Raw genomic sequence first — 25,482 nt, forward strand, 5'->3', positions numbered from 1 at the left:
CTACCCCTGACCGGTGTTCACCGTCTGTGTGGTGGTCGCCGAGGAGGTCGCGTAGTTGACGTTGCCGTTGTAGTTGGCGGTGACGGTGTGCGTCCCCTTCTGCAGCGGGTTGAACGTCGCGGAGGCGGTGCCGTTCACCAGTGTCACCACCTGGGGGGTGCGATCGGTGATGGCCAGGGTGACGGTCCCGGTGGGTGTCCCGGTGCCGGGGGCGACGGGGGATACGGTCGCGGTGACAGTCACCGGATCGCTCACCAACGAGGGGTTCGGGGAGGAGACCACGGATGTCGTGGTGGCCGTCTTGTCGACGGTCTGGGTGTCGGTGCCGCTGGAGGTGGCGAAGTTCTCGGTCCCGTTGTAGGCGGCCGTGACGGTGAACGGGCTCCCGGTGGTGCTCGTGTAGGTGTGGGTGACGGTCGCGATACCGCCGAACAGGATTCCCACGGCGGTGTTGGTGCCGTCACCGAAGGAGAAGGTGACCGCCCCGACCGGGATACCGGTCGGGGACGAGACCGTCGCCCGGATGGTCACCTGCTGGCCCACCACCGAGGGGTCGGGGATCGATGTCACCGTGGTGGTGGTCGCGGTCTTGGCGTTGAGGGTCTGGGTGTCGGTGCCACTGGACGCGCTGAAGTTGGTGTCCCCGTTGTAGGTGGCCGTGATGGGGAAGGGGCTGCCGGCCTTGGTGGTGTAGGTATGGGTGACGGTCGCGACGCCGCCGGAGAGGGTCGCGGTGGCGTTGCTCGTACCGTCGCCGAAGGAGAGGGTGACGGTGCCGGTCGGGGTTCCGGCGCCGGGGGAGACGGATGCCACGGTGGCGGTCAGGGTCACGGACTCCCCGGTCGCCGAGGGGTCCGGGGCGGAGACCACGGCCGTGGTCGTGGCCGCCCGGCCCACGGTCTGGGTGTCGGTGCCGGTGGACGAGGCGTAGTTGGTGTCGCCGTCGTAGCTGGCGGTGACCGTGAAGGGGCTGCCGGTCCGCGTGGTGTAGGCATGGGTGGTGGTGGCCGTGCCACCGGACAGGGGCGCGGTGACGGTCGGTGTGCCGTCGCCGAAGGAGAGGGTGACGGTGCCGGTCGGGGTTCCGGCGCCGGGGGAGACGGATGCCACGGTGGCGGTCAGTGTCACGGTCTGGCCCGTGACACTGGGGTCGGGTGAGGAGGTGACGGCCGTGATGGTGGCCGCCCTGTTGACCGTCTGGGTGTCGGTGCCGGAGGACGAGGTGTAGCCGGCGTCCCCGTTGTAGGTGGCGGTGACGGCGTAGGGGCTGCCCGAGGTCCCCGCGTAGACGTGGGTCACGGTGGCCACGCCCCCGGTGACCGGTGCCGTGGCGGCCGGTGTGCCGTCGCCGTAGGTGAAGGTGACGGTGCCGGTCGGGGTGCCGGAGCCGGGCCCGACCACGGTGACGGTGGCGGTGAGGGTCACGGTCTGGCCGGCCACGGTGGGGTCGGGGGAGGAGGTGACGGTCGTGGTGGTGGGTGCCCGGCCCACGGTCTGGGTGTCGGTGCCGGTGGACGAGGCGTAGATGGTGTCGCCGTTGTAGGTGGCGTTGACGGTGAAGGGGCTGCCGGCGGCGCCGGTGTACGTGTGGGTGGTGGTGGCCGTGCCACCGGACAGGGTTGCGGTGATGGCCGGGGTGCCATCGCCGGGGTCGAACGTGACGGTGCCGGTGGGTGTCCCGGTACCGGGGGCGAGCGCGGAGACCGTCGCGGTGAGGGTGACGGTCTGCCCGGTGACGCTGGGATCGGGTGAGGAGGTCACCGCCGTCGTGGTGGCCGCCCTGTCGACCGTCTGGACATGGGTGGCGGTGGAAGCGGTGAAGCCGGCGTCCCCGTTGTAGGTGGCTGTGACCGTGTACGGGCCGCCGGAGGCGGCCGTGAAGGAGTGGCCGACGGACGCGAGGCCATCGGAGAGCGGAGCGGTGACGGTCGGTGTGCCGTCGCCGAAGTCGAAGGTGACCGTCCCGGTCGGCACCCCCGCCCCCGGGGCGATCGGCACCACCGTCGCCGTGAGGGTGACGGGCTGACCGCTGACCGTGGGGTTCGGCGAGGAGACCAGCGCCGTGGCAGTGGCCGCCTGGTCCACGGTCTGGGTGTCGCTGCCGGTGGACGAGGTGTAGCTGGTGTCGCCGGCGTAGGTCGCGGTCACCGTGAAGCCATCGGCGCTCGCATAGGCGTGGTTGATCGTGGCCGCCCCGCCGGTCAGCGACGCCGACGCGATCGGAGAGCCGTCGCCGAAGTCGAAGGTGATGGTGCCGGTGGGCACCCCCGCGCCCGGGGCGACGGGGGCCACGGCGGCCGTGAGGGCCACCGGCCGGCCGACCGCGGAGGGATCCGGTGCGGAGGCCACCGTCGTGGTCGTCGTCGCCGGGGTGACCGTATGGGTGTCCATGCCCGCGGAGGTACTGAAGTTGACGTCCCCGCTGTAGCCGGCGGTGACCGTGTACGGGCTGCCCGCCGCGGTCGAGTAGGAGTGGACGATGGTCGCCACGCCTGCGGACAGCGACGCCGTGGCGGGCGCCGAGCCGTCGCCGAAGTCGAAGGTGACCGTGCCGGTGGGCACCCCGGCGCCGGGTGGCGTCGGTGCCACGGTCGCGGTGAAGGTCACCGGCAGGCCCGTCACCGAGGGGTCCGGCGAAGATGTCACGGTGGTCGATGTGGTGGCGGCGCTCACCAGCACCGTATGGGTCCCGGTGGCGGTGGACGGGGCGAAGTCGGGGTCTCCGCCGTAGGCGGCGGTGACCGTGAAGGGGCTGCCGACCGAGGTGGCGTAGGCGTGGGTGGCGCTCGCCACCCCGCCGGTGACCGGTGCGGTGACGGTCGGCGTGCCGTCGCCGAAGTCGAAGGTGACGATGCCGGTGGGGGCGCCCGCCCCCGGAGCCACGGCGGAGATCCTGGCGGTGAGGGTGACCATTTCACCCGCCACGGACGGGTCCGGAGAGGTGACCACGGCGGTGTCGGTGTCCGCCTGACCGACCGTCTGGGTGTCCGTGCCGGTGGAGGCGGTGAAGTCGGCGTCACCGCTGTAGGCGGCGGTGATGGTGCGGGGGCTTCCGGAGGTGCCGGCGTAGGTGTGGGTGATGCTCGCCGACCCCGCGGTGAGCGGCGCGGTGACCGGTGGGGTGCCGTCGCCGGGGTCGAAGGTGACGCTCCCGGTGGGGATTCCGCTTCCGGGCGCGGCCGGTGCGACGGTGGCGCCGATGGTCACCTGCTGGCCCGGCACCGAGGGGTCGGGGGCCGAGGTCACGGTGGTGTCGGTCGCGGCCGGGGCGACGCTCTGGGTGGCGGTGTCGCCGGACGGGGCGAAGTCGGCGTCACCGCTGTAGTCCGCCGTGATGGTGTACGGACTGTTGAGGGCGGTCGGATAGCCATGGGTGAGAGTGGCCGTCCCACCGGCGACCGGTGCGGTGACCGTCGGCGTGCCGTCGCCGAAGTCGAAGGTGACGGTGCCGGTGGGGGTTCCGGCCCCCGGGGCGATGGCCGAGACGGTCGCGGTGACGGTCACCGGCTGGCCCGTGACCGACGGATTCGGTGACGAGTCGACCGTCGTACTCGACGACGCCCGCTCGACGAAGTGCGTTTCCGCGTCCACGGAGCCGATGAAGCGGCCGTCCCCGCCGTAGGCGGCGGTGACCGTGTACGGGCCGGCCGCCGCGGTCGCGTACGTGTGCACGGCCGTCGCCACACCGTCCGTCACCGGGACGTCGACCGGCGCGGTTCCGTCGCCGAAGTCGTAGGTCACCGTGCCCGTGGGCGAGCCCTCGCCCGGGGCGACCGGCGCCACCCTCGCCTGGAACGTCACCGGCCGGCCCGTGACCGACGGCTCCGGCAGACCGCTGACCATGATGGTGGTCGAGGCGAGACCGACGGTCTGGGTGGCGGTGCCGCTGGAGGCGGTGAAGTCGGCGTCGCCGCTGTACGCGGCCGTGATGGGGTACGGGCTGCCGGAGGCGTCGGTGTAGGCGTGGGTGACGGTCGCCACGCCCTCGGCCAGGGACGCGGTGACAGGGGCCGTGCCGTCGCCGGGGTCGACGATGACGGTGCCGGTGGGGGTTCCGGCTCCCGGTGCGACGGCCGAGAGGGTCGCGGTGATGGTCACCGGCTCGCCCGTCACCGATGGATCGGGCGAGGACACCACATCGGTGTGGGTGTCGGCCGGGGCGACGGTGTGGGTGGCGGTGCCCCTGGACGCGGTGAAGTCACCGTCGCTGCTGTAGGCGGCCGTGATGGTGTACGGACTGCCCGAGGTGTCGGCCCAGGCGTGCGTGGCCGACACCACCCCGGCCGTGACCGGTGCGGTGACGATCGGGCTGCCGTCCCCGAAGTCGAAGGTGACCGTGCCGGTGGGGGTTCCGGCTCCCGGTGCGACGGCCGAGAGGGTCGCGGTGATGGTCACCGGCCGGCCCGCCACCGACGGATCCGGTGTCGAGGTCACCGCGATCGTGGTCGGGGCCCGGCCGACGGAGTGGGTGACGGTGTCAGTGGAGGCCGTGGAGTCGGGGCCGCCACCGTAGGTGGCGGTGACGGCGTACGGGCTGCCCGCCGCACTCGTATAGGCGTACGTGGCCGTCGCCAGGCCGTCGACGACCGGAACCGCGGCCGGGGCGCTGCCGTCGCCGAAGTCGAACGTCACCGTCCCGGTCGGCGAGCCCCCGCCCGGTGCCACCGGCGCCACCGTGGCCGTGAAGGTCACCGGCTGGCCCATGACGGACGGCTCCGGCGCGGAGCTCATCGTGGTGGTGGTCGCGGCCCGCAGGACCGTCTGGGTCTCGGTGTTCACCGAGGGCCTGAAGTCGTCGCTGCCGTCGTACGTGGTGGTGATCGTGTACGGGCTGCCGAGACTGCTCGCGTACGTGTGCGCGAGGATGGCGGCCCCTCCGGCCAGGGGCGCGGTGACCGGTGCCGTGCCGTCGCCGAAGTCGAAGGTGACCGTGCCGGTCGGCACCCCGGCTCCCGGTGCCAGCGGTGCGACCGTCGCCGTGACCGTCATCTGCCCGCCCACCACCGACGGGTCGGGATCGGCGGTCACCGTGGTGGTGGTCGAGGCCGGTGCGACGGCGTGGACGTCGGTGCCGGTGGAGGAGGCGAAGTCGCCGTCATCGTCGTAGGTGGCGGTGATGGTGTACGGGCTGCCGGACGTCCCCGTGTAGGCATGGGTGACCGTCGCCACTCCGGCCACGCTGGCGGCGGTGACCGTCGGCGTGCCGTCGCCGAAGTCGAAGACGACCGTGCCGTCGGGTGTGCCCGACCCCGGGGCGAGGACCGTGACATTGGCGGTGACCGTCACCGGCTCGCCCGACTGGGACGGGTCCGGCGAGGAGAAGACGGTGGTGGAGGTGGCCGCCGGGTTCACGGTCTGGGTGTCGGTGTCCGTTAATCCGGTGAAGCTCGCGTCCCCGCCGTAGGTGGCGGTGACGGCGTACGGGCTGCCCGCGGGGGAGGGGTAGGCGTAGACGGCGATTGCCGTCCCGTTGTCCAGGGGCGCCCTGACCGCCGGGCTGCCGTCGCCGAAGTCGAAGGTCACCGTGCCGGTCGGGGTACCCGCACCCACCTGGCCCGGGGTGACGGTCGCGGTGAAGGTGACCGGCTCGCCCGTCACCGACGGATCCGGAGCGGAGCTCACCGCCGCGGATGACGAGGACGGGGTGACCGTCTGGGTGTCGAGCCCGGTCGACGCGGTGAAGTCGCCGTCGCCGCTGTATTCGGCGCTGATCGTGTAGGGGCTGCCCGCGGTGGAGGTGTAGACATGGCTGGTCGTCGCCGTGTCGCCGGTGAGCGGGACGGTCACGGCCGGGCTGTCGTCGCCGAACTGGAACGTCACCGTCCCGGTGGCGGTGCCCGCGGCCGGCGGGAGGACGGCGACCGTCGCGGAGACGGTCACCGCCTCGCCGGCGACGGACGGGTCCGGAGCGGAGCTCACCGTCGTCGAGGTGGCGGAGACGCTCACCTCCACCTGGTGGGCGGCGGTGCCGGTGGAGGCGGCGAAGTTGTCGTCCCCGCTGTAGGTGGCGGTGATCGTGTACGGGCTGCCCGCGGTGGAGGTGAAGGCGTGTGACGTCGCGGCCACCCCGCCCGCGACCGTCGCGGTGGCGGGCGCGCTGCCGTCGCCGAAGTCGAAGGTGATGGTGCCGGTCGGCGCGCCCGCGCCCGGTGGCACCGGCGCCACCCGCGCGATCAGCGTCACGGACTGGCCCACCGCCGACGGACTCGGCGACGAGCTCACGACGGTGGTGGTCGACGCCGGTGCGACGGCGTGGTCGAGGGTGTTCTCGGACGGGGCGAAGTCGGTGTCGCCGCCGTACTCGGCCGAGATGGTGTAGGGGCTGCCGGCCGTGCTGGTGTAGGCGTGGATGACCGCCGCCGAGCCGGCCACCAGCTCGGCGGTCACCGGCGGAGTGCCGTCGCCGAAGTCGAGGGTGACCGGCCCGGTCGGGGTGCCCGCGCCGGGCCCGGTGGGGGCCACGGTGACCGTGACCAGCTCCCCCGTGACGGTCGGGTCGGGCGTGGCGGTGATCGTGGTGCTGGTCGCGGCCGGGTCGACGGTGTGGAGGCCGGTGCCGACGGACGCCACGAAGTTGGCGTCGCCGTCGTAGGTGGCGCTGGCCGCGTACGGGCTGCCCGCCGCGGTGGTGTAGGCGTGATCGGTGGTCGCCGTCCCTCCGGTGAGGGGGAGGGCGACGGGCGCGGTGCCGTCGCCGAAGTCGAAGGTGACCGTGCCGGTCGGGGAGCCGGAGGCGGGTGGGGCGGCCGCGGCGGTCGCGGTGAAGGTCACCGGCTCGCCGGTCACCGAGGGGGACGGCGAGTCGGTCAGCACCGTGGTCGACACGGCCTGGACGACCTGATGGGTGCCCGCTGCCGAGGACGGGTGGAAGTTCTGGTCGCCGCTGTAGGTGGCCGCGACCGTGTACGGGGTCGCGGTCTCCGGGTTGGTGTGGGTGACCGAGGCCGTGCCGCCGGTGACGGGCGCCGTGACGGGTGGGGTGTCGTCGCTGAACTCGAACGTCACGGTGCCCGTCGGCGAACCGGCCGCCGGAGTGCCGGGGGTGACCTTCGCGATGAACGTCGTGGACTGGCCCACGGTGGAGGGGTCGGGCACCGAGGCGATGGCGGTGGCGGTGGCGGCCGGTTCGACGGTCTGGGTGTCGGTGCCGCTGGACGCGGTGAAGTCGATGTCGCCGTTGTAGGTGGCGGTGACCGTAGAGGGGCTGCCTGCGGTGTCGGTGTAGGCGTAGCTGGCGGTCGCCGTGTCGCCGATGAGGGCCGCGGTGATGGGCGGAGTGCCGTCCCCGGGGTCGAAGGTGACCGTGCCGGTGGGGGCGCCCGCGCCGGGCGGAACGGCCGTGACCGTGGCGGTGAAGGTCACCGGATCGCCCACCGTCGAGGGGTCGGGCGCGGCGGTCACGGCCGTCGCGGTGGCGGCCGGCTGGACGGTCTGCGAGTCGGTGCCGAGGGACGTCTGGAAGTCCGCGTCGCCGTTGTAGGTGGCGGAGATGGGGTACGGACTGCCCGCGGCGGAGGTGTAGGTGTGCGTGGCCGTCGCCTGGCCCCCGGACACGGGCGCGGTGACCGGTGGGGTGCCGTCGCCGAAGTCGAGGGTGACGGTGCCCGTCGGTGTTCCCGCCCCCGGGGAGACGGCCGTGACGGTGGCGGTGACGGTGACCGGCTCGCCCACCGCCGAGGGGTCGGGCGCGGAGGCCACGGCGGTCGTGGTCGAGGACTGCCCCACCGACTGAAGGTCGGTCCCTGTGGAGGCCGAGAAGTTGCTGTCGCCGCTGTAGGTGGCGGTGATGCTGTACGGGCTGCCGGTGGCCCCGGTGTAGGTGTGGGTGGCGGCCACCGTGTCGCCGGTGAGAGGCGCCGTCATGGGTGGGGTGCCGTCGCCGAAGTCGAGGGTGACGGTGCCCGTCGGTGTTCCCGCTCCTGGGGAGACCGCGGTGACCGTGGCGGTGACGGTGACCGGCTCGCCCACCGCCGAGGGGTCGGGCGCGGAGGCCACGGCGGTGGCCGTCCCGGCCTGCTCGACGGTATGGCTGTCCGTTCCCACGGAGGAGGTGAAGTTCGTGTCGCCGTTATAGGTGGCGGTGACCGCGTACGGGCTCCCGGGGACGTCCGTGTAGGCGTGGTCCACCGTCGTCGCCCCGTTCGCCAGCGGCAGGGTGACGGTCGGGGTGCCGTCGCCGAAGTCGAGCGTCACCGTCCCGGTCGGGGCACCGGCCCCCGGCGACGCGGGGGCCACCTGGGCCACGAAGGTGACGGACTGTCCGGGCACGGACGGATCGGGGGTGGAGGCCACCGTGGTGGTGGTCGCGGCCGTCTCGACGGTCTGGGTGTCCGTCCCGGTGGACGGCGTGAAGTACGGAGCGCCGCCGTACTCGGCGGTGATGGCGTACGGGGTGACCGACGGTGCGGTGTAGACGTGGCTGACCGTGGCCGTGCCATCGGTGAGGGAGACGTTCACACTCGGGCTGCCGTCGCCGAAGTCGAAGGTGACGGTGCCGGTGGGGGTCCCCGCCGTGGGCGGAACGCCCGTCACCGCGGCGGTGAAGGTCACCGGCTGGCCGACGACGGAGGGATCTGGAGCGGAGGTGACCGCCGTCGTGGTCGACGCCGTGTAGGCGAAGCCGCCCGGCACCGTCACACTGCCCCCGGCGGTGGTGACGGTGATGTCGGCGGGGCCGGGGACGCCCGGGGGTGTCACCACGGCGAGCAGGGTGTCGGAATACGACTCGAAGGACGCCGCGGGGACTCCGCCGAGGGTGACGCCGGTGACATAGGTGAGCCCGGTGCCCGTCAGGACGGTGGTCTCGCCGCCCGTGACCGACCCGGTGGCCGGACTGACCTCGGTGACGACCGGCACGGGCGCGTAGGTGTAGAGCAGCCGGTTGCTCACTCCGCCCACGCTGATGACGTACAGCGAGACGGTCCCGGGCCCCGAGGCCGGGGGAGCGGTCACGAGCAGATGCTGGTCGGAGACGGCCGTGGGGGAGGCGATGGCAGTGCCGAAGCGCACCAGCCGCGCGGTGCTCAGATTGACGCCGGTGAGCTCGACGATGTTGCCGCCGCCGATCGGGCCGGCGATGGGCAGGATCCCGGTCAGGGTGGGCCAGGTGACGTAGTAGAAGAAGCCGACGGGGGCCGTACCGCCCGGAGTGGTGACCTTGACCGGGACCGATCCGGTCCCCGAGGGGCTCACCGCGATGATGGTCTGGTCGTCGAGGACGGAGAAGCTCGCCGCCCGGCGGGACCCGAAGGAAACGGCCGTGGCGCCCGAGAAGTGGCTGCCGATGATGGTCACCAAGGTTCCGCCGCTGTAGGGGCCCTGGTCGGGGAAGATCCCGGAGAACTGGTTGAAGAGCTCGAACGTGCCCAGAGGACGGGCGATTTCGATACCGGGCCACTCGCCCGGCCGCACCCCGGTACGTGCCGGCCGTTCCGAGGCATCGGGGAGGCTGTCCAGCAGGGTGCCGCGGTGGAAGGCCGCCAGCGCGTCGAGGCCGTCGAGCGCGGTGTGCACCACCAGGCGGTCGGGCATGCATCGTGCCGGGAGCGGGATCGGTGCGCTGAGCGTCGGGACGAGCCTGCGGGACTCCGGGTCGACGACGGCGATGCAGTTCTCACCGGGATCGGTGACGAGGATGAGTCCATGCGGGCGACAGGACATGACGGCTCCGATCTGGCAAGGCGTCTTCCACTCCACCGGAAAGGATGGGCAGCCCACCGGAATCGGACGGATTCAGTAACCCATTCCGGTGGGGGGCGGGCAACGTCCTTGACCGGAGCTCACCCGAATGGCGCAGCGCGGCCCTGGCCGCCTCGCCGCGCCGCCGTCTCGTGCCGACCCGGCCCGGGCGGATGCCCCGTCAGGCGAACCAGCCCTGCGGACGCGGACGCGTATTGCGCCAGATGTGCTTGGCCTCCCGGTACTCCGCGAGCCCGCAGGGCCCCAGCTCCCGTCCGCTCCCCGACTGTTTGAACCCGCCCCACTCCGCCTGCGGCAGATAGGGGTGGTAGTCGTTGATCCATACGGTGCCCAGCCGCAGCAGGGAGGCCACCCGCTGTGCCCGCCCCTCGTCACCGGACCATACGGCCCCGGCGAGCCCGTACACGGTGTCGTTGGCCAGCCGCACCGCCTCGTCCTCGCCGGCGAAACGTTCCACCGTGAGCACCGGCCCGAAGGACTCGTCGGCCAGCACCGACATACCGCTGTGGCAGCGGTCGAGGACGGTCGGCAGAAAGTAGTAGCCGTCGGCCAGGGCCGGATCGTCCGGACGGGTGCCGCCGCAGCGCAGCCGGGCGCCCTCCGCGAGCCCCGTCGCCACATACGCCTCGACCTTGGCGCGGTGCGCGGCGGAGATCAGCGGGCCGGTCTGGGCCCGCTCGTCGAACGGCCCGCCCAGCCGGATCCCGCGGGCGCGGCGCACGACCTCCTCGACGAAGGCGTCGTGCACGGGGTCCTCCACCAGCAGCCGGGCCCCGGCCGAGCAGACCTGCCCGGAGTGGAGGAAGACCGCGGTGAGCGCGTAGTCCACGGCCGTTTCGAAGTCCGCGTCGGCGAAGACGATATTGGGGTTCTTGCCGCCCAGCTCCAGCGAGGTCCGCTTGACCGTGCCCGAGGCGGCGGCCATGATCCGGCGCCCGGTCCGCAGGCCCCCGGTGAAGGACACCATGTCCACATCGGGGTTGTCGGTGAGCGGGGCCCCGGCCTCGGCGCCCGGGCCGAGCACCAGATTGGCCACCCCGTCCGGCAGCCCGGCCTCCGCCAGCAGCCGCATCAGGGCGATCGCGGTGCTCGGGGTCAGCTCACTGGGCTTCAGTACGAAGGTGTTGCCCGCGGCGAGCGCGGGCGCGACCTTCCACGAGGTCTGCAGCAGCGGATAGTTCCACGGGGTGATCAGCGCGCAGACTCCGACCGGTTCATAGACCACCCGGCTGACGGTGTGCTCGGTGCCGGTGTCCACGACCCGGTCCGCCTCGGTGCGCACCAGCTGCCCGTAGTAGCGGAAGCACGCCACCACACCGTCGATGTCCAGCTCGCTCTCGGCCAGTCGCTTCCCGGTGTCCAGCGATTCGGCGCGGGCGAGCCCGGCCTTGTCGCGCTCCACCAGATCGGCGACGCGCAGCAGCAGATCGCCGCGCGCCTCGACCGGGGTTCGGGGCCAGGGCCCCTGGTCGAACGCCTGCCGGGCGGCGGCTACCGCCTCGGCCGCGTCCTTGCCGCCGCCCTCGTCGACGACCGCCACCAGCGATCCGTCGGCCGGGCAGCGGATCTCACGGGTGCGCTCGTCGATCGCTTCGGTCCACTGGCCACCGATGAAGAGGTCCGTCACGGGCATTCCTCCGCGTCGGGGGTCGGGACATGGTCGGTCACCCATCGGTGGAAGGCGCCGATGTGGTGTTCGCTGGGGACGAGCACCCCGCCGTCGCGGTAGGCGCGGGAGTCCATGGCGGGCTGGGTGCGCTCACAGGCGTCGAAGTCCTGGGCGTTGACCCGGTGGAACAGCTCCACCGACTTCGACAGATCCCGCTCGGACGCCACCACCTCGGGTGCGTAGAGCCAGTCGCATTCGACCAGTGTGCGATCGGGGGCGAGCGGAAACATCCGGTGCATGATCACGTGGTCGGGGACCAGGTTGAGGAAGACCTGCGGCCGTACCGTGATCGCGTAGTAGCGACGGTCCTGTTCCTCGGCGATCCCTGCGATGCGGCCGAACCCTTCGCTGCCGTCCACCGTGAACCCCCGGGCCTCCTCGGCGAACTCGGCGCCGTGCCCGACGAAGTACTGCGCCGCGAGGCCGTCGGCGAACTCCGGCAGCACCTCGGTGAGTTCGGGATGGATCGTCGCGCAGTGGTAGCACTCCATGAAGTTCTCGACGATCAGCTTCCAGTTGGCCCGGACGTCATAGGAGATCCGGCGGCCCAGCGCCAGCCCCGCCACGCCGTAGCGCTCCACGGATGCCGCGTCGCCGAGCCGGTCGGCCACCGACCCGATGACCGTCTCCTCGAACGATGGTGGCTCCTCGGCCAGGCAGACCCAGGCATAGCCGAGCCATTCGCGAAGCCGCACCGGCACCAGTCCGCGCTCGACCCGGTCGACATCGGGCATCTTCTGAAGGTTGGGGGCGGCGGTGAGCCTGCCGTCCAGATCGTAGGTCCAGGCGTGGTACGGGCACTGCAGCGAGCGCCGCACCGTCCCGGACTCCTCGGTGCACAGCCGGGCGCCGCGGTGGCGGCAGATGTTGAGGAACGCCCGCAGCTCACCCCGCCGGTTGCGGGTGATCAGCACGTTCTCCCGGCCGATCTGCACGGTGCGGAACGCACCCGGCCGGTCCAGATCGGCCCCGCGCACCGCGCAGAACCACATGGCCTCGAACAGGTGCTCCTGCTCCCGCCGGAAGATCCCGGGAGCGGTGTACCAGCGGCCGGGGAGAGTGACGAGCAGACTGGGGGTCGTGGCGGCGGGGGACTCGGGAGCCACAGTCATGGGGTTCTCCTCAGGCGGGCGCGGCGATCAGCCGGCGGGGGTCGAAGAGTTCGAGGGGGTGGGCGGCGGCACGGCCCATGTCGCCGGGGCCCGGGACGATCACAGCGTGGATGGGGGCCATCAGGGGGTCCTCCAAGCGGTCGCTCGCGGCACGCGCTCGCGTCAGCGGCGGATACGCTCCATGCGCGGGTCGAAGAGGGGCTCGGCAGCGACGGTCGCGGGGATCTTCTCGCCGAAGTACTCGATGTGGACGGCGGTGCCGGGCACGGCGGCCGCGGCGGGCAGCCAGGCGTAGGCGACGGTCCGGCCGATGGTGTAGCCGTAGGACGCGCTGGTCACATAGCCGGCCGGGACGCCATCGGCGTACACCGGCTCCTTGCCCATGACGACCGCGGCCGGGTCGTCCAGGGTGAGACAGGTCAGCCTGCGCGCCGCCGTCTCCGCGCCGCGGCCCTCGAGCGCCGCACGCCCGATGAAGTCGCCCTTGTTCATCCGGACGGCGAAGCCGACCCCGGCCTCGTAGGGATCGTGCTCGGTGGTCATGTCATGGCCCCAGGCGCGATAGCCCTTCTCCAGCCGCAGGCTGTTGAAGGCCGAGCGCCCGGCGGCGATCACCCCGTGGCGCCGGCCCGCGTCCCACAGAGTGTCCCACAGCCGCAGCCCCATGTCGGCGGTGGTGTACAGCTCCCAGCCGAGCTCGCCGACGTAGGACAGCCGCATCGCGGTCACCGGGACATGGCCGATGTACGTCTGCCGGGCCTTGAAGTAGCCGAAGGCCTCATGCGAGAAGTCATCGCGGGTCAGCGGCTGGACCAGATCCCGGGCGAGTGGGCCCCAGACGCCGATGCAGCAGGTGCCCGGCGTGATGTCGGCGATATGGACGTCATCGGGCGCATGGCGCAGCAGCCAGTCCAGGTCCAGTCCGCCGTTGGCGCCGACCTGGAAGTGGCGCTCCGACAGCCGGGCGACGGTGAGATCGCTGCGGATGCCCCCGGCCTCGTCCAGCAGCAGGGTGTAGGTGACCGCACCGGGCTTCTTCGCCAGCTGATTGGTGGTCATGCGCTGCAGGAAGTCCAGTGACCCGGGCCCGGTGACCGCCAGCCGCTTGAGCGGGGTCATGTCGTACAGCGCGACCCGCTCCCGGGTGACCCTGGCCTCGGCGGCGGCGATGGGCGACCAGTAGCGGGCCGACCAGGCGTCGCGCGGGGGCAGGTCGATCGACTCGGCGAGCGGGGCGTTCGCCTCGTACCAGTGCGGCCGCTCCCAGCCCGCGGCCTCCAGGAAGTACCCGCCCAGCTCCCGCTGCCGGACGTGGAAGGGGCTGACCCGCAGCGGACGCGGCTGCTCCATCGGCTGCAGCGGATGAATGACGTCATAGACCTCGACGAAGTTCCGGGCCCCGCGCTCGGCGACATAGGCGGGGGAGGCTTGCGCGTCCTCGAAGCGGTACAGATCGCACTCATGGACGTCCATGCCCGGCCGCCCGTCCGTCATCCACTCGGCCACGGCCCGGGCGACGCCCGCGGAGTGGGTCACCCACACCGCCTCGGCCAGCCAGAAGCCGCGCACCTCGCGGGACTCGCCGATGACCGGCATACCGTCGGGGGTGAAGGAGAAGACGCCGTTGAAGCCCTCCTCGACCCGGCTCGCGCCGAGCGCGGGGAGCAGTTCGACGCTGTCCTCCCAGCTGGGGGCGAAGTCCTCGGCGGTGAACGGCAGCGAGGACGGCATCACCGGGGCCTCGTCGTACGCGGGCAGCCGCGCCGGGTCGACGGGGAGCGGGCGGTGGGCGTAGCTGCCGATGCCGATGCGGTCGGTGTGCTCGCGGAAGTAGAGGTCCCGGTCCTGGAAGCGCAGGATGGGCCGACTCGCCTCCGTGCGGGGGTCGTTGAGCCCCGCGAGCTCGGGCAGCGGCCCGGTCCTGGCGTACTGGTGGGCCAGCGGCTGCAGGGGGACGGGGACCCCCGCCATCGCGCCGATCAGCGTGCCCCAGAACCCGGCGGCGGAGACCACGATGTCGGCGGGGAAGGTGCCCCGGTCGGTGACGACGGCGGTGACCCGGCCGTCCTCCCGCTCGATGGCGGTGACGGTGTGCCGGTCCAGGAAGCGGGCGCCGTGCGCGGTGGCCCGCTCCATCTGGGCGCGGGAGGCGAGCAGCGCCCGGGCCAGCCCGTCGTCCGGGGTGTGGAATCCGCCGAGGATCCGGTCCGGGTCCAGCAGCGGCCACAGCTCGGCGCACTGGGCCGGGCCGAGCAGCTCGCCCCGTACGCCCCAGGAGGCCGCCAGCCCGGCCTTGCGGTGCAGATCGGCCCAGCGCTCCTCGCTGGTGGCGATCTCCAGCCCGCCCACCGGGTTGAAGCAGGACACCCCGTCGACCTGGAGGGAGGAGAACTTCTCGACGGTGTAGGTGGCGAAGTCGGTCAGGGTCTTGGAGGGGCTGGTCCGGAAGACCAGGCCGGGGGCGTGCGAGGTCGAGCCGCCGGGGGCGAGCAGCGGGCCCTGCTCCAGGACGGTGACGTCCCGCCAGCCGCGGGCGGTCAGCTCATCGGCGAGCGAGCAGCCGACGATCCCGGCACCGACGATGACGACACGGCTGTTCGGGGCGGAAGCCTGAGTGTGAATGGTGGCAGTCACAGGACCACCACCGACCGCAGCACCTCGCCGCGCTGCATCTTGGCGAACGCGGCCTCGACCTCGTCGAGCGTGATCGTCTCGCTGACGAACGCGTCCAGATCCAACTTGCGGCTGAGGTGGAGATCGACCAGGACCGGGAAGTCGCGGCTGGGCAGGGAGTCGCCGTACCAGGACGACTTGAGCGCACCGCCCCGCGAGAACAGATCGATCAGCGGCAGATCGATGCGCATCTCCGGGTCCGGCACCCCGACCTGCACCAGCACCCCGGCCAGGTCGCGCATGTAGAAGCCCTGGGTGTAGGTCTCGGGGCGGCCCACCGCGTCGATGACCACATTCGCGCCGAAGCCCCCGGTCAGCTCGCGCACCGCCTCGACCGGGTCCGTACCACGGGAGTTGACGGTGTCGGTGGCGCCGAAGCGGGTGGCCGCGTCCAGCTTGGCGTCGTCGATGTCCACGGCGATCACCCGGCGCGCCCCGGACAGCGAGGCCCCGGCGATCGCGGCGTTGCCGACGCCGCCGCAGCCGATGACCGCGACCGTGTCGCCGTTGGACACCCCGCCGGTGTGCACGGCCGCGCCGTAGCCGGCCATCACCCCACAGCCGATCAGCCCCGCCGCCTCGGGACGTGCCGAGGGGTCGATCTTCACCGCCTGCCCCGCCGCGACCAGCGTCTTCTCGGCGAACGCGCCGATGCCCAGCGCCGGGTTGAGCGGGGTGCCGTCGGTCAGGGTCATCGGCTGGGCGGCATTGCGGCTGTCGAAGCAGTACCACGGGCGGCCCCGGCGGCAGGAGCGGCAGCCGCCGCACGGCGCCCGCCAGGCCAGGACCACATAGTCACCGGGCGCGAGTCCGGTGACGCCGGGGCCCACGGCCTCGACCATTCCGGCCGCCTCGTGCCCGAGCAGATACGGAAATTCGTCACCGATCGCGCCGTCCCGGTAGTGCAGGTCGGTGTGGCACACCCCGCACGCCTGGACTCCCACCAGCACCTCCCCGGGGCCGGGGTCGGGCACGAGAACGGGCAGCACCTCCACGGGGGCGCCCCTTTTGACCGCGACGACGGCGCGGGCTTCTTGCGGCATGGCTCACTCCTCTGTTCTCCTGCGATCGCAGGGACCGGTGCACGGGAGCTGGCATGACTGCCTCGATGGAGGGTGAGGCCGAGGCCGTTTCAACGGCCGCCGGTTACCACCCAGTTGCGTATAGCGCGGCATGTTGCGCGATGAGAGACATCCTGAAAGTCGCCGCCCCGTGCGGTCAAGGGGTTCGCGAAAACCGCCTGTAAACCAGCGCTGACTGGGGGTTTCGCGTCGGTCACACGCCCCTGGGCCCTGGCCGCGGACGCGACGAGGGGGCCGGAGTGGTCCGGCCCCCTCGTCAGGTGGGTGGGGTGATGTGGCGGCTCAGCCGGGGAAGCCCATCCGCCGGGACAGCTCCTCGGCGGTCTTCACGGCGTACTCGGCCAGATCGGGCAGCCGGCTCTGCGCCATCCGGTACGCCGGGCCCGAGACGCCGATCGCCCCGATGAGCGCGCCGTCGTGGCCGCGCACCGGCGCCGCCACCGCGTTCAGCCCGATCTCCAACTCCTCGCAGGAATAGGCGTAGCCGCGCTCGGCCGCCGTCTCCAGCTGCTGGCGCAGCTCGGCGGAGGTGGTGATGGTGTGCTCGGTGAACCGCGGCAGCTTCCGCGTCACCAGCCGCTCCCGGCGTTCGCCCGACAGATGTGCGAGCAGCACCTTGCCGCTCGCGGTCGCGTGCAGCGCGGTGCGCCGCCCCAGCCAGTTGAAGGCGGTCACCGCCGCGGCGCCGCGCGCCTGCATGATGTTGACCGCCGCGTCCCCGTCCAGGACAGCGATATTGGCCGTCTCACCGGTCTCGTCGGCCAGCGCCCGGCACACCGGGGCGCCCTCCTGCGAGATGTCCAGGCGGATGGCGGCGGCGCCGGCGAGTCTGAGCACCCCGGCGCCCAGGTAGTACTTCCCCCGGTCGCGTTCCTGCCCGACGAGTCCGCGGTTCTCCAGAACGCCGAGCAGCCGGAAGGCGGTCGACTTGTGGACCCCCAGCTCGTCGGCGATCTCGGTCACTCCGGCCTCGCCGAGCCTGGCAAGGATCTCCAGGACGCTCACCGCCCTGTCCACCGACTGCACTGCCCCGGCGGCCCCCCGCTTCTCCTCGGCCCGATCCTCGGTCGTGTTCGTCATGGTTCTGATCTCACCATCCGGTGGCTCTGCGTGGGGCCCCCTCGGTCCAGGGAACTCTTGACGGCTGCCTTCCCGATCTGGATTCTGTTGCGCATCGCGCTTTTCAATGCACTATCCACAACGCATGATACCGATCAACGTGAGGGGGGCCAATGATTCCCGTCTGCCGTATCGAGGACTTGCCGGAGGGTGAGTCGATGCGTGTCGAGGCCGGCGACGCCACCGCGGCGATCGCGGTGTTCCACACCGACGGAGCGTTCTACGCCATCGATGACACCTGCAGCCACCAGGACGCCTCCCTCTCCGAAGGGTGGCTGGAAGGCTGCTACGTCGAATGCCCGCTGCACGCCGCGCTGTTCGATCTGCGGTCCGGCGAGCCGACCTGCCTGCCCGCCCGCAAGCCCGTACGGACCCACGCTGTCACGGTCGTGGACGGAATGCTGTATGTCCACCCCGCGGTGCGTACCGTTCCCGGCGAGCCCGTGCATGCGGCACCGGAAGAAGCCGTGGCATGACGACGCTCACCACGGTCACGGTGGTCGGGGCCTCGCTCGCGGGACTGCACGCGGCGCGCGGCCTGCGCTCCCTGGGATACGACGGGCGATTGGTCGTCGTCGGGGAGGAGCGCCACCGCCCCTACGACCGCCCGCCGCTGTCCAAGGAGTTCCTGACCGGCGACGGCGATCCGGGCGAGGGGCCGGGCCGCCTCACCCTGACCGATCCCGAGGAGGAGGCCGAACTCGACGCCGAATGGCTGCTCGGCGTCCGGGCCGAGGCGCTGGACACCGCCGCCGGGGAGATCCGCCTCGCCGGCGGCCGCGCCCTGCGCACCGACGGCGTCGTCATCGCCACCGGGGCCACCCCCAGAACCCTGCCCCTTCCGCGGCTGGACGGGGTGCACACCCTGCGCACCCTCGACGACGCGACCCGGCTCCGCGCCACGCTGCGCGCGGGCGCCGCACGGGTGGTGGTGATCGGCGCGGGCTTCATCGGCGCCGAAGTGGCCTCCTCCTGTGCCGCCCTCGGGCTCGATGTCACCGTCGTGGAGGCCGCGACGCTGCCGCTGGTGCCCCAACTGGGCGAGGAGATGGCCCGAGTGTGCGCCGGGCTGCACACGCGGGGCGGGGCCACCCTGCTGTGCGGCACCGGCGTCCAGGGCTTGCGTGGCAGCGGCCGGGTCACCGGGGTGGAGCTGACCGACGGGCGGGTGCTGCCCGCGGATGTGGTGGTCGTCGGCGTCGGGGTGCGTCCCGTCACCGGGTGGCTGGAAGGCTCCGGTCTGGCCCTGGACGACGGGGTGCGGTGCGACGCCGGCTGCGTCACCGCGCTGCCCAATGTCGTGGCCGTCGGGGACGTGGCCCGGCTGGCCCAGCCGGGCACCGCGCGCACCGTCCGGGCCGAGCACTGGACCAGCGGAATGCTGCAGGGCGCCGTGGCCGCCCGCAATCTGCTCGCCGGGTCCACCGTCGAACCCTTCGAGGCGCTGCCCTACTTCTGGTCCGACCAGTACGGCGCCCGTATCCAGTACGCCGGGCGGCGTGCACCCGGCGACACGATCCGGATCGTCGAGGGCGACCCGGCCGACGGCGGCGGCTTCCTCGCCGTCTACGAACGTGGCGGGATCTCCACCGCCGCCCTCGGCGTCGACCGGCCCAGGCCCTTTATGCGGCTGCGCCGCGAGCTGGCCCGTGCTCCGCAGCCGGCCGGGAGGTGACCGGCTCCGCCTCACCGGCCCGGCGGCGCTGCCGGCGCATCTCCCGGGCCGTGCTGCTGGGCCGGGACACCACTCCGTACCGCTGGCGCCAGACCTGACGGGTCACCCATACGTCCAGCACGCCCCAGGTCGCCACCACCGTGCTCGCCACCGTGGCGAGCACGGTGGGGAAGGCGGACCATGAGCCCGCCAGGGTGCACAGGAGGGCGACCATCGTCTGAACCAGCGTCACGGCGATGATGATGACCGCCCGCACCGCCGCGGCGCGGACGGGATCGGGGAGCCGCCGCCTGCGCGCCGGCTCCTCGGTCCACAACGGCCGGGCCCCGTGTGCCGGGATGTCCCGATCCTTGTCCATCGCGTCCATGACGCTCCCACCCCTTTCCAAGGCTGCCCCGGTGCGGCCGAGTCAGATAGCGGGACTTGGGTTGTATGCCCCCCTAGTGTGCCCCTTTGGATCACGAATGGCACCGACCCGGGGTTCCCTTGGGGAGGGGAAAACCAGCCAACCGTGGCCGAATGGCCGCATGCGGCGCCCGGGAGATGAGCCCCGAGGGTGGGGGGTAAGTCGGGGAATCGCCCGACAACTCCTGATCACGCAGTGTAAGGAGTTCCCTGCATCAAGTGGACATGCCTTCGATATGTCCAACTGGCAGTAGTAGGCTCGCGCCGCTCGTTGTCGGAACTCGGAACACCGCCCCCGGAATTCGGGGTTGACGTTAGGGAGGCCATGCGCTTTCGCGGTAAGTCCATCCGCAGGAAGATCGTGGCGCTGTTGCTGGTGCCGCTCGTGTCGCTGACGGCGATATGGGCCTTCGCCACGGTGATCACCGGTCGCGAGGCGATCCAACTGCTGGACGCGGCCGACATCATCGACAAGGCGGGCCAGCCGGCCGAGGACGCGGTGCACGCCGTCCAGAAGGAACGCCGGCAGACGCTCATCCTGCTGGCCGATCCGCGGCAGTCGGACGCCCTGCCCGTGCTCCACTCCCTGCAGCGCAAAACCGACCAGGCCATCGACAAGCTACGGGCCGCCGAGTCGGACGGCGATATGCACGGCAAGATGAACGACGACTCCGAGGAACAGCTCGACAACATCCTCAAGGCCGCCGACGGGCTGGACAGCCTGCGCCGCAAGGTCGAGGACGACGGCATTTCCTCGACCCAGGCGTATGAGTATTACAACAAGCTTGTCGACCTCTGCTACACCTTCCGCAGCTCCCTCCACGCGGTGCCCGACACCGACCTCGACAAGCAGGGCCGCGCGCTGGTCGCCATGATCCGCGCCAGGGAGGCGCTCTCCCGCGAGGACGCGCTGTATGTCTCGGCGCTGACGGCGCGCAAGATGACGATGGCGGACCTCCAGGCGATGTCCGACCTCATCGCCGAGCGCACCCTGCTCTACGAGATCAACCTGCCGATCCTCCCCGACTCCGAGCAGAAGGTCTTCGCCGACTACCGGCGGACCAACGCCGCCCCCGCCGCCCTCCGGGTGGCCGAGGGCAAGGTCCTCTCCTCGATGGACCCCGCCACGGCCATCAGGGCCCTGGACCAGGAGCACTGGGAGGCCGCGGCCCACCCCGTCCTCAACGACTACGACCGGCTGGGCGACGAGGCCACCGACCGGCTCAAGAAGCGCATCGACCCGGTGGCCAGCAGCGTGTTGCTCAAGGCGGGGATCGCCGGCGTCCTCGGCCTGATCGCGCTCATCGTCTCCATCTTCGTCTCGTTCCGGATCGGCCGCAGCCTGGTCCGCGACCTGTCCCGGCTGCGCAGGGACGCCCAGGAGGTCTCCAGCGTCCGGCTGCCGAGCGTGATGCGCCGCCTCGGTGCGGGCGAGCAGATCGACGTGGAGACCGAGGCGCCCCGGCTGGACTACGGCCCCGATGAGATGGGCCAGGTGGGCCTGGCCCTCAACACCCTCCAGCGGGCCGCCATCGAGGCCGCGGTCAAGCAGGCCGAACTGCGTCAAGGCGTCTCCGAGGTCTTCGTCAACCTCGCCCGCCGCAGCCAGGTGCTGCTGCACCGTCAGCTCACCCTCCTCGACACCATGGAGCGGCGCACCGAGGACACCGATGAGCTCGCCGACCTGTTCCGCCTGGACCATATGACCACCCGTATGCGGCGGCACGCCGAGGGCCTGGTCATCCTCTCCGGCGCCGCCCCCTCCCGGCAGTGGCGCAAGCCGATCCAGCTGATGGACGTCGTGCGCGCCGCCGTCGCCGAGGTGGAGGACTACGAGCGGATCGAGGTCCGCCGGCTGCCCCGGATCGCGGCCGTCGGCCCGGCCGTCGGCGACCTCACCCATCTCATCGCCGAACTCCTGGAGAACGCGACCGTCTTCTCGCCGCCGCACACCGCCGTCCAGGTGCACGGTGAGCGGGTCGCCAAGGGCTTCACCCTGGAGATCCACGACCGCGGTCTGGGCATGACGCCCGACGCGCTGCTGGAGGCCAACCTCCGGCTCGCCGAGACCCCCGAGTTCCAGCTGTCCGACACCGACCGGCTCGGACTGTTCGTGGTCAGTCGGCTCGCGCAGCGGCAGGGGGCACGGGTCTCGCTGCAGCCCTCCCCGTACGGCGGCACCACGGCCATCGTGCTCATCCCCGCCAACCTGCTCACCGACGAGGGCGGCCGGGGGGAGCCCGACGACCGCGACAGCGGCGACCGGGACACCGGCGGCCGCTTCGCCGACACCGCGCGGCGGGGCGTGGGCGACATCCGGCTCGGGCCCGTGGACGAGGCCGGGCCGGCCTCGCAGCTCGCCTCCCTGACCTCGTCCTTCGCACATGAGGGTCACGAGGGCGCCGACGAGGACGAGGAAGTGGGCGGAATCTTCCGGGCCCGCGGCCTGAAGGCGCGTCAGTCCGTGCGCACCGGGCCCGCCCCGTCCACCGTGGAGCAGCATCAGCAGACTCCGGACGGCCCGGACCCGGCACCGGACGGTGGCCCCGCGCCGCTGCCCCGCCGTGTCCCGCCGGTACTGGTCGCCGACCACGGCCGACCGGTCGAGGGCACGTCCGGCGGACGGCACACCCGTTCGCAGGGCCCGGGACAGCCGTCCTGGGCCGACCGCTCCGAACGCCAGGGCCAGGACCAGGCCCAGGCCCAGGGCCGAAGCCAGGGCCCGCGGCGCACGGGGGCGGAGCGCAAAGGTCCGGAGCAGAGCCCGGTGCCGACCCAGCGGGCGGCCTCCGGCCTGCCCAAGCGGGTACGGCAGGCCAGCCTGGCCCCGCAGTTGAAGAACGACCCCGCACCCCCGGACGAGGCGGACCGAACCGCTGCCGAGATCGATCCCGAGCGCGAAGCCGAGCAGGCGAGGGCCACCATGGCCTCGCTCCAACGGGGTTGGCAGCGCGGTCGGCGGCAGTCGGCCACCGGATCCGGCGATGCGGACGTAAGCCCGGGAACGACACATGAGGGGGACGGTCGATGACCGCATCGAACGCCGCAGCATCCAACGGCTCGCCGAATGGATCGGGCGAACTCAACTGGCTGCTCGATGAACTGGTCGGAAGAGTGGGCAGCATCCGCAAGGCGCTGGTGCTCTCCGGTGACGGGCTCGCCACCGGCGGCTCACGCGATCTGTCCCGGGAGGACGGTGAGCACCTGGCCGCCGTGGCCTCCGGCTTCCACAGCCTGGCCAAGGGCGTCGGCCGCCACTTCGACGTCGGCCGGGTCCGTCAGACCATCGTCGAACTCGACGACGCCTTCCTGTTCGTCACCGCGGCGGGCGACGGCAGCTGTCTTGCCGTCCTCGCCGACGCCGACTCCGATGTGGGCCAGATAGCATACGAGATGACGCTGCTGGTCAAGCGGGTGGGCGTGCATCTGGGCTCGGCCCCGCGCTCCAGCGGGTGACGGAGGCCGGGGGAAGATGAGCGGAGACCCGGAAAGCGCCGCCCGGTGGTTCGACGACGCGGCGGGACCGGTGGTCAGACCTTATGCGATGACGCGGGGACGCACCCGCAGCGCCGCGGAGGAGAAGCTGGATCTGATCGCGGTCGTCGTCGCCGACAGCGCGAACCACCGGACCGTCGCCGACCAGATGCTGTCCCCGGAGCACATCGACATCGTCGAGCTGAGCCGGGACAGTCCGCAGTCCGTCGCCGAACTGGCGGCGGAGCTCGACCTTCCGATCGGCGTGATCCGTGTGCTCATCGGCGATCTGCTCCACGCCGCACTCGTCCGAGTGTCGCGGCCCGTACCTCCGGCGGAACTGCCGGACGAGAGGATTCTGCGCGAGGTGATCAATGGGCTACGGGCACTCTGACCTGGTTCGCCCTCATATCGTCGAACCGGTCACGCTGAAGATACTGGTGGCGGGCGGCTTCGGGGTGGGCAAGACGACCCTGGTGGGGGCGGTCAGCGAGATCAGGCCGCTGCGCACCGAGGAGCTGCTCACCGAGGCGGGCCGGCCGGTCGACGACATCGCGGGGGTGGAGTCCAAGACGACCACCACCGTCGCCATGGACTTCGGGCGCATCACGCTCCGCGAGGACCTGGTGCTGTATCTCTTCGGCACACCGGGACAGGACCGCTTCTGGTTCCTGTGGGACGAGCTGGCCACCGGCGCGCTGGGCGCGGTGGTGCTGGCCGACACCCGCCGTCTCGAGGACTGCTTCGCCGCCATCGACTACTTCGAGCGGCGGGACATCGCCTTCACCGTGGCGGTCAACTGCTTCCAGGGCGCCGACCGCTATCCGGAGGACTCGGTGCGCGACGCACTGGACCTCGACCCGGGCACCCCGGTGGTCCTGTGCGACGCCCGGGAGCGCGAGTCGGTCAAGCATGTGCTGATCTCGGTGGTGGAGCACGCGATGCTGGCCACCGCGCCCCGGGGCTGACCGCGCGGCACGGCCCGTACCCCGCCGTCCGGGGTACGGGCCGCCGTTCGCGAGCGATGGCACCGTACGCGGCTCAGGAGCCCTCGGCCGACTGCCCTTCCTTGTGCCAGCCGAAGCTGCGCTCCACCGCCATGCGCCAGTTGCCGTACTCGCGCGTCCTCTCCTCCTCGGACATCCCCGGGGTCCACTCGGTGTCCCGCTTCCAGTGGGCCCGCAGCTCGTCGAGGTCCTGCCAGGCGCCGGTGGCCAGCCCGGCCGCGTAGGCCGCGCCCAGGCAGGTGGTCTCGGCGACCACCGGGCGGATCACCGGGACGCCCAGCACATCGGCCTGATGCTGCATCAGCAGGCCGTTCGCGGTCATACCGCCGTCGACCTTGAGCGAGCTGATCCGCACCCCGGAGTCCTGGTACATCGCGTCGACCACCTCGCGCGTCTGCCAGCTGGTCGACTCCAGGACGGCACGGGCCAGATGAGCCTTGGTGACATAGCGGGTGAGGCCGGTGATCACGCCACGGGCGTCCGAGCGCCAGTACGGGGCGAAGAGACCAGAGAAGGCCGGGACGATATACGCCCCGCCGTTGTCGTCCACGCTCGCGGCGAGCGGCTCTATCTCGTCGGCGGAGCGGATGATGCCCAGCTGATCGCGGAACCACTGCACCAGCGCGCCGGTGATCGCGATCGATCCCTCCAGGCAGTAGACGGGCCGCTCACCGCCGAGTCGGTAGCCCATCGTGGTCAGCAGCCCGCTCTTGGACGGCACCGGGCGGTCACCGGTGTTCAGCAGCAGGAAGCTGCCGGTGCCGTAGGTGTTCTTGGCCTCGCCGACGCCGTAGCAGGTCTGACCGAAGACGGCGGCCTGCTGGTCGCCGAGCGCGGAGGCCACCGGCACACCGGCCAGCTGCCCGACCGCCGTGCCGTACACCTCGGCGGAGGAGCGGATCTCCGGGAGCATCGCCTCGGGCAGGCCCATGGCGGCGAGGATCGAGGTGTCCCACTGGAGGGTCCGCAGATCCATCAGCAGCGTGCGTCCGGCGTTGGTCACATCGGTGACGTGCACTCCGCCGTCGGTGCCGCCGGTGAGGTTCCAGATCAGCCAGGAGTCGATGGTGCCGAAGGCGATCTCGCCCAGCTCCGCACGGTGGCGCAGCCCGGGGACGTGTTCCAGCAGCCAGGCGGCCTTGGGCCCGGAGAAGTAGCTGGCGAGCGGCAGTCCGGTGGTGTCCCGGAAGCGGTCCTGCCCCACCTCGCCCCCGAGTTCGTCGCACAGGCCGGAGGTGCGGGTGTCCTGCCAGACGATCGCGTTGTGCACCGGCTTGCCGGTGCGGCGGTCCCACAGCACCGTCGTCTCGCGCTGGTTGGTGATGCCCAGGGCGGTGAGCTGGTCGGCCCGCAGTCCCGCCTTGGCCAGCGCACCGGCCACCACGGCCTGCACCTTGGCCCAGATCTCGGTGGCGTCGTGCTCGACCCAGCCGGGCTTGGGAAAGATCTGGCGGTGCTCACGCTGGTCGACGGCGACGATCGCGCCGTCGCGGTCGAAGATGATGCAGCGGCTGGAGGTGGTGCCCTGGTCGATCGCGGCGACGTAGGTGTCCGTCGGATGCGGCAT

The 25,482-nt window shown here is 72.0% G+C and carries 14 protein-coding genes; 6 read left to right on the plus strand and 8 right to left on the minus strand.

Annotated features, from left to right (window positions below; genetic code table 11):
- The 6 genes from ACFYOY_RS34555 to ACFYOY_RS34580 form a co-directional block, all read right to left on the minus strand.
- The gene (locus ACFYOY_RS34555) at nt 1-9,660 is read right to left on the minus strand and encodes an Ig-like domain repeat protein (RefSeq protein WP_388591407.1); all 9,660 of its coding nucleotides are present in this window, start codon (nt 9,658-9,660) and stop codon (nt 1-3) included.
- A 199-nt stretch (nt 9,661-9,859) separates the two neighbouring features.
- The gene (locus ACFYOY_RS34560) at nt 9,860-11,326 is read right to left on the minus strand and encodes an aldehyde dehydrogenase family protein (protein ID WP_351894326.1); all 1,467 of its coding nucleotides are present in this window, start codon (nt 11,324-11,326) and stop codon (nt 9,860-9,862) included.
- Nucleotides 11,323-12,480 carry an aromatic ring-hydroxylating dioxygenase subunit alpha gene (locus ACFYOY_RS34565; protein ID WP_388591410.1) on the minus strand — a complete coding sequence of 386 codons (1,158 nt, stop codon included), beginning with the start codon at nt 12,478-12,480 and terminating at the stop codon, nt 11,323-11,325. The genes ACFYOY_RS34560 and ACFYOY_RS34565 overlap by 4 nt, the downstream gene beginning before the upstream one ends.
- Before the next feature lie 162 nt (nt 12,481-12,642).
- A complete protein-coding gene (locus tag ACFYOY_RS34570) occupies nt 12,643-15,114 on the minus strand; it encodes an FAD-dependent oxidoreductase (protein WP_388591412.1) in 2,472 nt (823 codons plus the stop codon).
- On the minus strand, nt 15,111-16,196 hold the full coding sequence (locus tag ACFYOY_RS34575) for an S-(hydroxymethyl)mycothiol dehydrogenase (RefSeq protein ID WP_388591414.1): 1,086 nt from the start codon (nt 16,194-16,196) through the stop codon (nt 15,111-15,113). Before ACFYOY_RS34575 ends, ACFYOY_RS34570 begins: the two co-directional genes overlap by 4 nt.
- Nucleotides 16,197-16,517: 321 nt before the next feature.
- Nucleotides 16,518-17,315 (minus strand): IclR family transcriptional regulator, encoded by a 798-nt coding sequence (locus ACFYOY_RS34580; RefSeq protein WP_059145443.1) that lies wholly within the window; start codon nt 17,313-17,315, stop codon nt 16,518-16,520.
- A 152-nt stretch (nt 17,316-17,467) separates the two neighbouring features.
- Between ACFYOY_RS34580 and ACFYOY_RS34585 the strand changes: the two genes are divergently transcribed.
- On the plus strand, nt 17,468-17,830 hold the full coding sequence (locus ACFYOY_RS34585; protein ID WP_351894342.1) for a bifunctional 3-phenylpropionate/cinnamic acid dioxygenase ferredoxin subunit: 363 nt from the start codon (nt 17,468-17,470) through the stop codon (nt 17,828-17,830).
- On the plus strand, nt 17,827-19,029 hold the full coding sequence (locus ACFYOY_RS34590; RefSeq protein ID WP_388591416.1) for an NAD(P)/FAD-dependent oxidoreductase: 1,203 nt from the start codon (nt 17,827-17,829) through the stop codon (nt 19,027-19,029). Before ACFYOY_RS34585 ends, ACFYOY_RS34590 begins: the two co-directional genes overlap by 4 nt.
- On the opposite strand, the gene ACFYOY_RS34595 is transcribed toward ACFYOY_RS34590, so the two are convergent.
- The gene (locus ACFYOY_RS34595) at nt 18,977-19,396 is read right to left on the minus strand and encodes a hypothetical protein (protein ID WP_059145440.1); all 420 of its coding nucleotides are present in this window, start codon (nt 19,394-19,396) and stop codon (nt 18,977-18,979) included. The two genes, ACFYOY_RS34590 and ACFYOY_RS34595, sit on opposite strands and share 53 nt — an antisense overlap.
- 363 nt (nt 19,397-19,759) lie before the next feature.
- On the opposite strand from ACFYOY_RS34595, the gene ACFYOY_RS34600 reads away from it, so the two are divergent.
- Genes ACFYOY_RS34600 through ACFYOY_RS34615 form a run of 4 tightly spaced genes read left to right on the plus strand, consistent with a single transcriptional unit; the run spans nt 19,760 to nt 23,876 of the window.
- Nucleotides 19,760-22,465: a nitrate- and nitrite sensing domain-containing protein gene (locus ACFYOY_RS34600; protein WP_388591418.1), complete on the plus strand. Its 2,706-nt coding sequence runs from the start codon at nt 19,760-19,762 to the stop codon at nt 22,463-22,465.
- Nucleotides 22,462-22,890: a roadblock/LC7 domain-containing protein gene (locus ACFYOY_RS34605; protein ID WP_078645849.1), complete on the plus strand. Its 429-nt coding sequence runs from the start codon at nt 22,462-22,464 to the stop codon at nt 22,888-22,890. Before ACFYOY_RS34600 ends, ACFYOY_RS34605 begins: the two co-directional genes overlap by 4 nt.
- A 16-nt stretch (nt 22,891-22,906) precedes the next feature.
- Nucleotides 22,907-23,302: a DUF742 domain-containing protein gene (locus tag ACFYOY_RS34610; RefSeq protein WP_351894356.1), complete on the plus strand. Its 396-nt coding sequence runs from the start codon at nt 22,907-22,909 to the stop codon at nt 23,300-23,302.
- On the plus strand, nt 23,283-23,876 hold the full coding sequence (locus ACFYOY_RS34615) for an ATP/GTP-binding protein (protein ID WP_161562416.1): 594 nt from the start codon (nt 23,283-23,285) through the stop codon (nt 23,874-23,876). The genes ACFYOY_RS34610 and ACFYOY_RS34615 overlap by 20 nt, the downstream gene beginning before the upstream one ends.
- A 73-nt stretch (nt 23,877-23,949) precedes the next feature.
- Here ACFYOY_RS34615 and glpK read toward each other — a convergent pair whose 3' ends face one another.
- Entirely contained in the window at nt 23,950-25,482 is a 1,533-nt protein-coding gene (gene glpK, locus ACFYOY_RS34620; protein ID WP_351894360.1) for a glycerol kinase GlpK, read from the minus strand.

The organism is Streptomyces sp. NPDC007875, from assembly GCF_042868035.1.
Lineage (GTDB): Bacteria > Actinomycetota > Actinomycetes > Streptomycetales > Streptomycetaceae > Streptomyces > Streptomyces antimycoticus.

What these genes read in the sequence shown, in the direction of transcription:
- ACFYOY_RS34590 (WP_388591416.1), top strand. Translation starts at nt 17,827, where the DNA reads ATGACGACGCTCACCACGGTCACGGTGGTCGGGGCCTCGCTCGCGGGA.
- ACFYOY_RS34580 (WP_059145443.1), bottom strand. Translation starts at nt 17,315, where the DNA reads ATGACGAACACGACCGAGGATCGGGCCGAGGAGAAGCGGGGGGCCGCC.
- ACFYOY_RS34555 (WP_388591407.1), bottom strand. Translation starts at nt 9,660, where the DNA reads ATGTCCTGTCGCCCGCATGGACTCATCCTCGTCACCGATCCCGGTGAG.
- ACFYOY_RS34595 (WP_059145440.1), bottom strand. Translation starts at nt 19,396, where the DNA reads ATGGACGCGATGGACAAGGATCGGGACATCCCGGCACACGGGGCCCGG.
- ACFYOY_RS34565 (WP_388591410.1), bottom strand. Translation starts at nt 12,480, where the DNA reads ATGACTGTGGCTCCCGAGTCCCCCGCCGCCACGACCCCCAGTCTGCTC.
- ACFYOY_RS34615 (WP_161562416.1), top strand. Translation starts at nt 23,283, where the DNA reads ATGGGCTACGGGCACTCTGACCTGGTTCGCCCTCATATCGTCGAACCG.
- ACFYOY_RS34575 (WP_388591414.1), bottom strand. Translation starts at nt 16,196, where the DNA reads ATGCCGCAAGAAGCCCGCGCCGTCGTCGCGGTCAAAAGGGGCGCCCCC.
- ACFYOY_RS34585 (WP_351894342.1), top strand. Translation starts at nt 17,468, where the DNA reads ATGATTCCCGTCTGCCGTATCGAGGACTTGCCGGAGGGTGAGTCGATG.
- ACFYOY_RS34600 (WP_388591418.1), top strand. Translation starts at nt 19,760, where the DNA reads ATGCGCTTTCGCGGTAAGTCCATCCGCAGGAAGATCGTGGCGCTGTTG.
- glpK (WP_351894360.1), bottom strand. Translation starts at nt 25,482, where the DNA reads ATGCCGCATCCGACGGACACCTACGTCGCCGCGATCGACCAGGGCACC.
- ACFYOY_RS34610 (WP_351894356.1), top strand. Translation starts at nt 22,907, where the DNA reads ATGAGCGGAGACCCGGAAAGCGCCGCCCGGTGGTTCGACGACGCGGCG.
- ACFYOY_RS34605 (WP_078645849.1), top strand. Translation starts at nt 22,462, where the DNA reads ATGACCGCATCGAACGCCGCAGCATCCAACGGCTCGCCGAATGGATCG.